Raw genomic sequence first — 4,414 nt, 5'->3', positions numbered from 1 at the left:
CGTACGGGAGACTCCAGTGCCAGGCACGCCGACATGATTTCGCGCCATACGGCAGCAACATGTTCGTTTTTGAGCGGCCCTTGATTGGCTTGCTGGATCTGCTCAATAACCTGCGCAACCCGGTCCGGGCGGAAAAAGGGCGTACCCTCGCGCTTCTTGACTTCGCCGACCTGCTCCGCGACTTGGGCGCGGCGATTCAGCAAGGCGAGCAGTTCTCGATCCAGTGCATCAATCTGTACGCGTAAATCTGCAAGATGGGTGGTCATGTCAGAGACCACCCGGCCATGCGGCGGGCGCTGCAAATCTGCCGGAAAAGCGAACCATAATGAGGGCGAAAAAACATTTCATCCTAGGCGTGTTTTTGTTCGAATTCTCGCATGTACTCCACCAGTGCCTGGACACCGGCCAGTGGCATGGCGTTGTAAATGCTGGCGCGCAGCCCTCCCACTGACTTGTGACCCTTGAGCTGAAGCAAGCCCCGTGCCTTGGCGCCTGAGAGAAATGCGTCGTTCCGTGATTCGTCCCGCAAGAAAAATGGAACGTTCATCCGGGACCGGCAGTTTTTGTCGACCTTGTTGAGATAAAACTGCGAGCCGTCAATGGCGTCATACAGAAGCTGCGCCTTGGTTTTGTTGCGCGCCTCCATTGCGGCAATGCCGGTAGCGCCGCCTTCTTGCTGGCGCTTGAGCCACGCGAAGGTAAGGCCTGCAATGTAGATTGCGTACGTGGGGGGCGTGTTGTACATGGACTGGTTGTCCGCTACGGTCTTGTAGTCAAAAGCGCTGGGGCAAATCGCCAGCGCACGGCCAAGCAGGTCTTCCCGGATGACCACCAGCGTGACACCTGCAGGCCCCAGGTTTTTTTGTGCACCTCCAAATGCCAGGCCAACGAGAGACCAGTCAACCGGCCGCGATGCTACATGAGAGGAAAAATCGATGACCAGTGGTGCATCGCTTCCCAAGGCCTTAAGGTCCGGAAGGCTTTGAAACTCTACACCGTGGATGGTTTCATTGGTGCACAGGTGGACGTAGCTTGCGTCCGGCCGCAACTTCCAGCCGGACGGAGGTGGTAGCAGTGTGTGCCCGTTGTCTGCATTGCTCGCAGCGAGCTGGACATCGCAATACTTGCGTGCCTCTTTTTGCGATTTTTCACTCCAGCTGCCTGTTACCACGAAATCGGCCGAACGACCCTGCGAGACATTGAGGGGAACAATGGCATTTTCGGCAAGTCCGCCGCCCTGCATGAACAGGATCTTGAAGTGGGCCGGAATGGCCATCAGCTCGCGGAAATCGGCCTCCGCGTTTTCATAAATGGAAATGAACTCCTTTCCACGGTGACTCATCTCCATCACGCTCATGCCGCTGCCGTGCCAGTCCAGCATTTCGCCCGCCGCCTGCCGCAAAACCTCTTCGGGCAGGTTCGCCGGGCCAGCGGAAAAATTGAAAGGACGGGTCATTTCTTGGCGGGCGGCTTGCCTGCTCCCGGCGCGGGGCCGGTGCCAATGATCTTCAGCGCCACGTCGTCGAACTGCTTGGCACGTGCGAGGACGTCGGCACGCGATGCTTCTACCAGCTTTTGTACAAAGACATTGCCCAGCTCGGGCGCCGTAGCCTGGTATTTCTTGACGGCAGGTGATTCAAAAAAAGCAGCAAGCTGCTGGAGTTCTTCCTGTGTGAACCGTTCTGAATACGCGGGTACCAGCGATTCGGCACTGACTTTGCTGACCTGCTTGCTGATCAGCTGGCTCGCATCATCGGCATATTTCTTGAGTTCGGCGTTAAGTTCTTCAGACGCTTTTGGCTGCTTGGCTTTGGGAACATTTGCGTCCATTTTTGGAGCCCATTTAACAATGAGTTCCTGCGCCGTGGTGCCCGCAAGCTGGTTCACCAACCGGTCAAGCTCCGGCCCTTGCTGCAGCGCGACCACTTTTTTGGCCAGCTCTGTTTTTGGATCTGCTGCCTGCGCGTGAACAGCCGTGGCGCCGCAGGCCATGGCAGCGACCGTGATAGCGGTAAGGAAAATTTTCATCAGGTACTTTCGATGTTGGGGGTGTCTGTGCCGGTACCGGTTTCAGTATCGGGTTCGTCCAGCGAGGCATCGTTTTCAACGATGCGCTGAAGGCCGCTTAATTGTGAACCTTCGTCAAGGCCGATGAGCGTAACACCCTGTGTAGCCCTTCCCATTTCGCGGATTTCGCTGACGCGCGTGCGGACCAGCACGCCCTTGTCGGTGATCAGCATGATCTCGTCGTCCACGTGAACCAGCGTGGCTGCGACCACCTTGCCGTTGCGCTCGCTCTGCTGGATGGCGATCATGCCCTTGGTGCCGCGGCCGTGACGCGTGTATTCGGTGATGGACGTGCGTTTGCCATATCCGTTCTGGGTGGCTGTGAGCACACTTTGCTGCTCGTCTTCGGCGACCAGCATGGCGATCACGCCCTGGCCGTCTTCGAGCATCATGCCGCGCACGCCACGCGCATTGCGGCCCATGGGGCGCACGTCGTTTTCGTCGAAGCGCACGGCCTTGCCGCCGTCACTGAACAGCATCACGTCGTGCTTGCCGTCAGTCAGCGACGCACCAATCAGGTAGTCTCCCGCGTCAAGGTCGACCGCGATGATGCCGGCCTTGCGCGGATTGTTAAATTCGTCCAGAGCGGTTTTCTTCACGGTGCCCATCGAGGTGGCCATGAAGACGTACTGATCAGCCGGAAAGCTGCGCTTTTCGCCCGTGAGAGGAAGGACGACGGTGATTTTTTCACCTTCCTGCAAAGGGAACATGTTGACGATGGGACGCCCGCGCGAGCCGCGAGAACCGGCGGGTACTTCCCAGACCTTGAGCCAGTAGAGCCGGCCGCGATTGGAAAAGCACAGAATGTAATCGTGCGTGTTGGCGATGAAGAGCTGGTCGACCCAGTCGTCTTCCTTGGTGGCGGTGGCCAGCTTGCCGCGGCCGCCGCGTTTTTGCGCCCGGTATTCCGACAGCGGCTGGCTCTTGATATATCCGGTGTGGGAAAGCGTCACCACCATGTCGGTGGGGGTGATCAGGTCTTCGGTACTGAGATCAAACGAGCTGTGCTCGATCTGGCTGCGGCGGGCGCCGAGCTTTGTCTGGCCGAATTCCAGCTTGATAGCCGACAGTTCCTCGCCAATGATGATGGAAACCCGTTCTGGTTTTGCCAGGATGTCGAGCAAGTCATCGATCTCAGCCATGACTTCCTTGTACTCAGCCACGATCTTGTCCTGCTCCAGGCCGGTCAGGCGTTGCAGGCGCATCTGCAGGATTTCCTGTGCCTGCGTTTCCGAGAGGCGGTACAGCCCGTCGTTGCCCATGCCAAACATTTTCTCGAGGCCATCGGGGCGGTAGTCATCGGCGTTGACCACGCCGCCATCGGCACGCGTGCGGGTCAGCATTTCGCGCACCAGGCTGCTGTCCCAGGGGCGCAGCATCAGCTCTGCCTTGGCGACGGGAGGCGTGGGGGCGTTGCGGATGATGGCGATGAAGTCGTCAATATTGGCCAGGGCCACTGCCAGGCCTTCCAGCACGTGTCCGCGTTCGCGCGCCTTGCGCAGCGTGAACACGGTGCGGCGCGTCACGACTTCACGGCGGTGCGACAGGAAGACCTGGATCAGGTCCTTCAGGTTGCAAAGCTTGGGCTGGCCGTTGACCAGTGCCACCATATTGATGCCGAAGGTGTCCTGCAGCTGGGTCTGCTTGTACAGGTTGTTCAGCACTACTTCGGGCACTTCGCCGCGCTTGAGTTCAATCACCAGGCGCATGCCCGACTTGTCGCTCTCGTCCTGGATATGGCTGATGCCTTCGATTTTCTTCTCATGCACCAGCTCGGCCATGCGCTCCTGAAGCGTCTTTTTATTGACCTGGTAGGGGAGCTCGTCGACGATGATGGACTGGCGCTGGCCCTTGTCGATGTCCTCGAAATGGCACTTGGCACGCATGACCACCTTGCCGCGGCCGGTGCGGTAGCCGTCCTTGACGCCGTTGATGCCGTAAATAATGCCGCCCGTGGGAAAGTCAGGTGCGGGCACGATCTCCATCAACTCATCAATGGAGGCCCCCGGGTTTTTCAGCATGTGAAGGCAGGCATCGACCACTTCGTTGAGGTTGTGAGGTGGAATGTTGGTTGCCATGCCCACCGCAATGCCACCTGATCCGTTGACCAGCAGGTTCGGCAAACGCGTAGGCATGACCAACGGTTCCTGCTCGCTGCCGTCGTAGTTGGGGCCGAAATCGACGGTTTCCTTGTCAAGGTCGGCCAGCAGTTCGTGGGCGATTTTTGACAGGCGGATTTCGGTGTACCGCATGGCCGCAGCGTTGTCGCCGTCGACAGAGCCGAAATTCCCCTGGCCGTCAACCAGCAGGTGGCGCAAGGAAAAGTCCTGGGCCATCCGCACAATGG

General features: G+C 58.7%; 4 protein-coding genes. All 4 read right to left on the bottom strand.

All coding sequences use genetic code 11. The features are described 5' to 3' along the window. The coding region (gene pheA, locus AC1DWI_RS14755) for a chorismate mutase (protein WP_477725097.1) at positions 1 to 266 on the bottom strand (266 nt) is incomplete at its 3' end. A gap of 83 nt (positions 267 to 349) precedes the next feature. Further along, entirely contained in the window at positions 350 to 1,456 is a 1,107-nt protein-coding gene (gene serC / locus AC1DWI_RS14750) for a 3-phosphoserine/phosphohydroxythreonine transaminase (RefSeq protein WP_477667949.1), read from the bottom strand. Further along, the gene (locus tag AC1DWI_RS14745) at positions 1,453 to 2,028 is read right to left on the bottom strand and encodes a DUF2059 domain-containing protein (protein WP_477667948.1); all 576 of its coding nucleotides are present in this window, start codon (positions 2,026 to 2,028) and stop codon (positions 1,453 to 1,455) included. The genes serC and AC1DWI_RS14745 overlap by 4 nt, the downstream gene beginning before the upstream one ends. Beyond that, positions 2,028 to 4,414, bottom strand: a 2,387-nt coding sequence (gene gyrA / locus AC1DWI_RS14740) for a DNA gyrase subunit A (RefSeq protein ID WP_477725096.1), incomplete at its 5' end; no start/stop codon positions are given. The genes AC1DWI_RS14745 and gyrA, both read right to left, overlap by 1 nt.

The organism is Polaromonas sp. P3_C2, from assembly GCF_056402675.1.
This window is presented reverse-complemented; position numbering and strand designations above follow the sequence as displayed.

Excerpts from the sequence above, each read along its gene's own strand:
- serC (WP_477667949.1), bottom strand. The coding sequence starts at position 1,456 with ATGACCCGTCCTTTCAATTTTTCCGCTGGCCCGGCGAACCTGCCCGAA.
- AC1DWI_RS14745 (WP_477667948.1), bottom strand. The coding sequence starts at position 2,028 with ATGAAAATTTTCCTTACCGCTATCACGGTCGCTGCCATGGCCTGCGGC.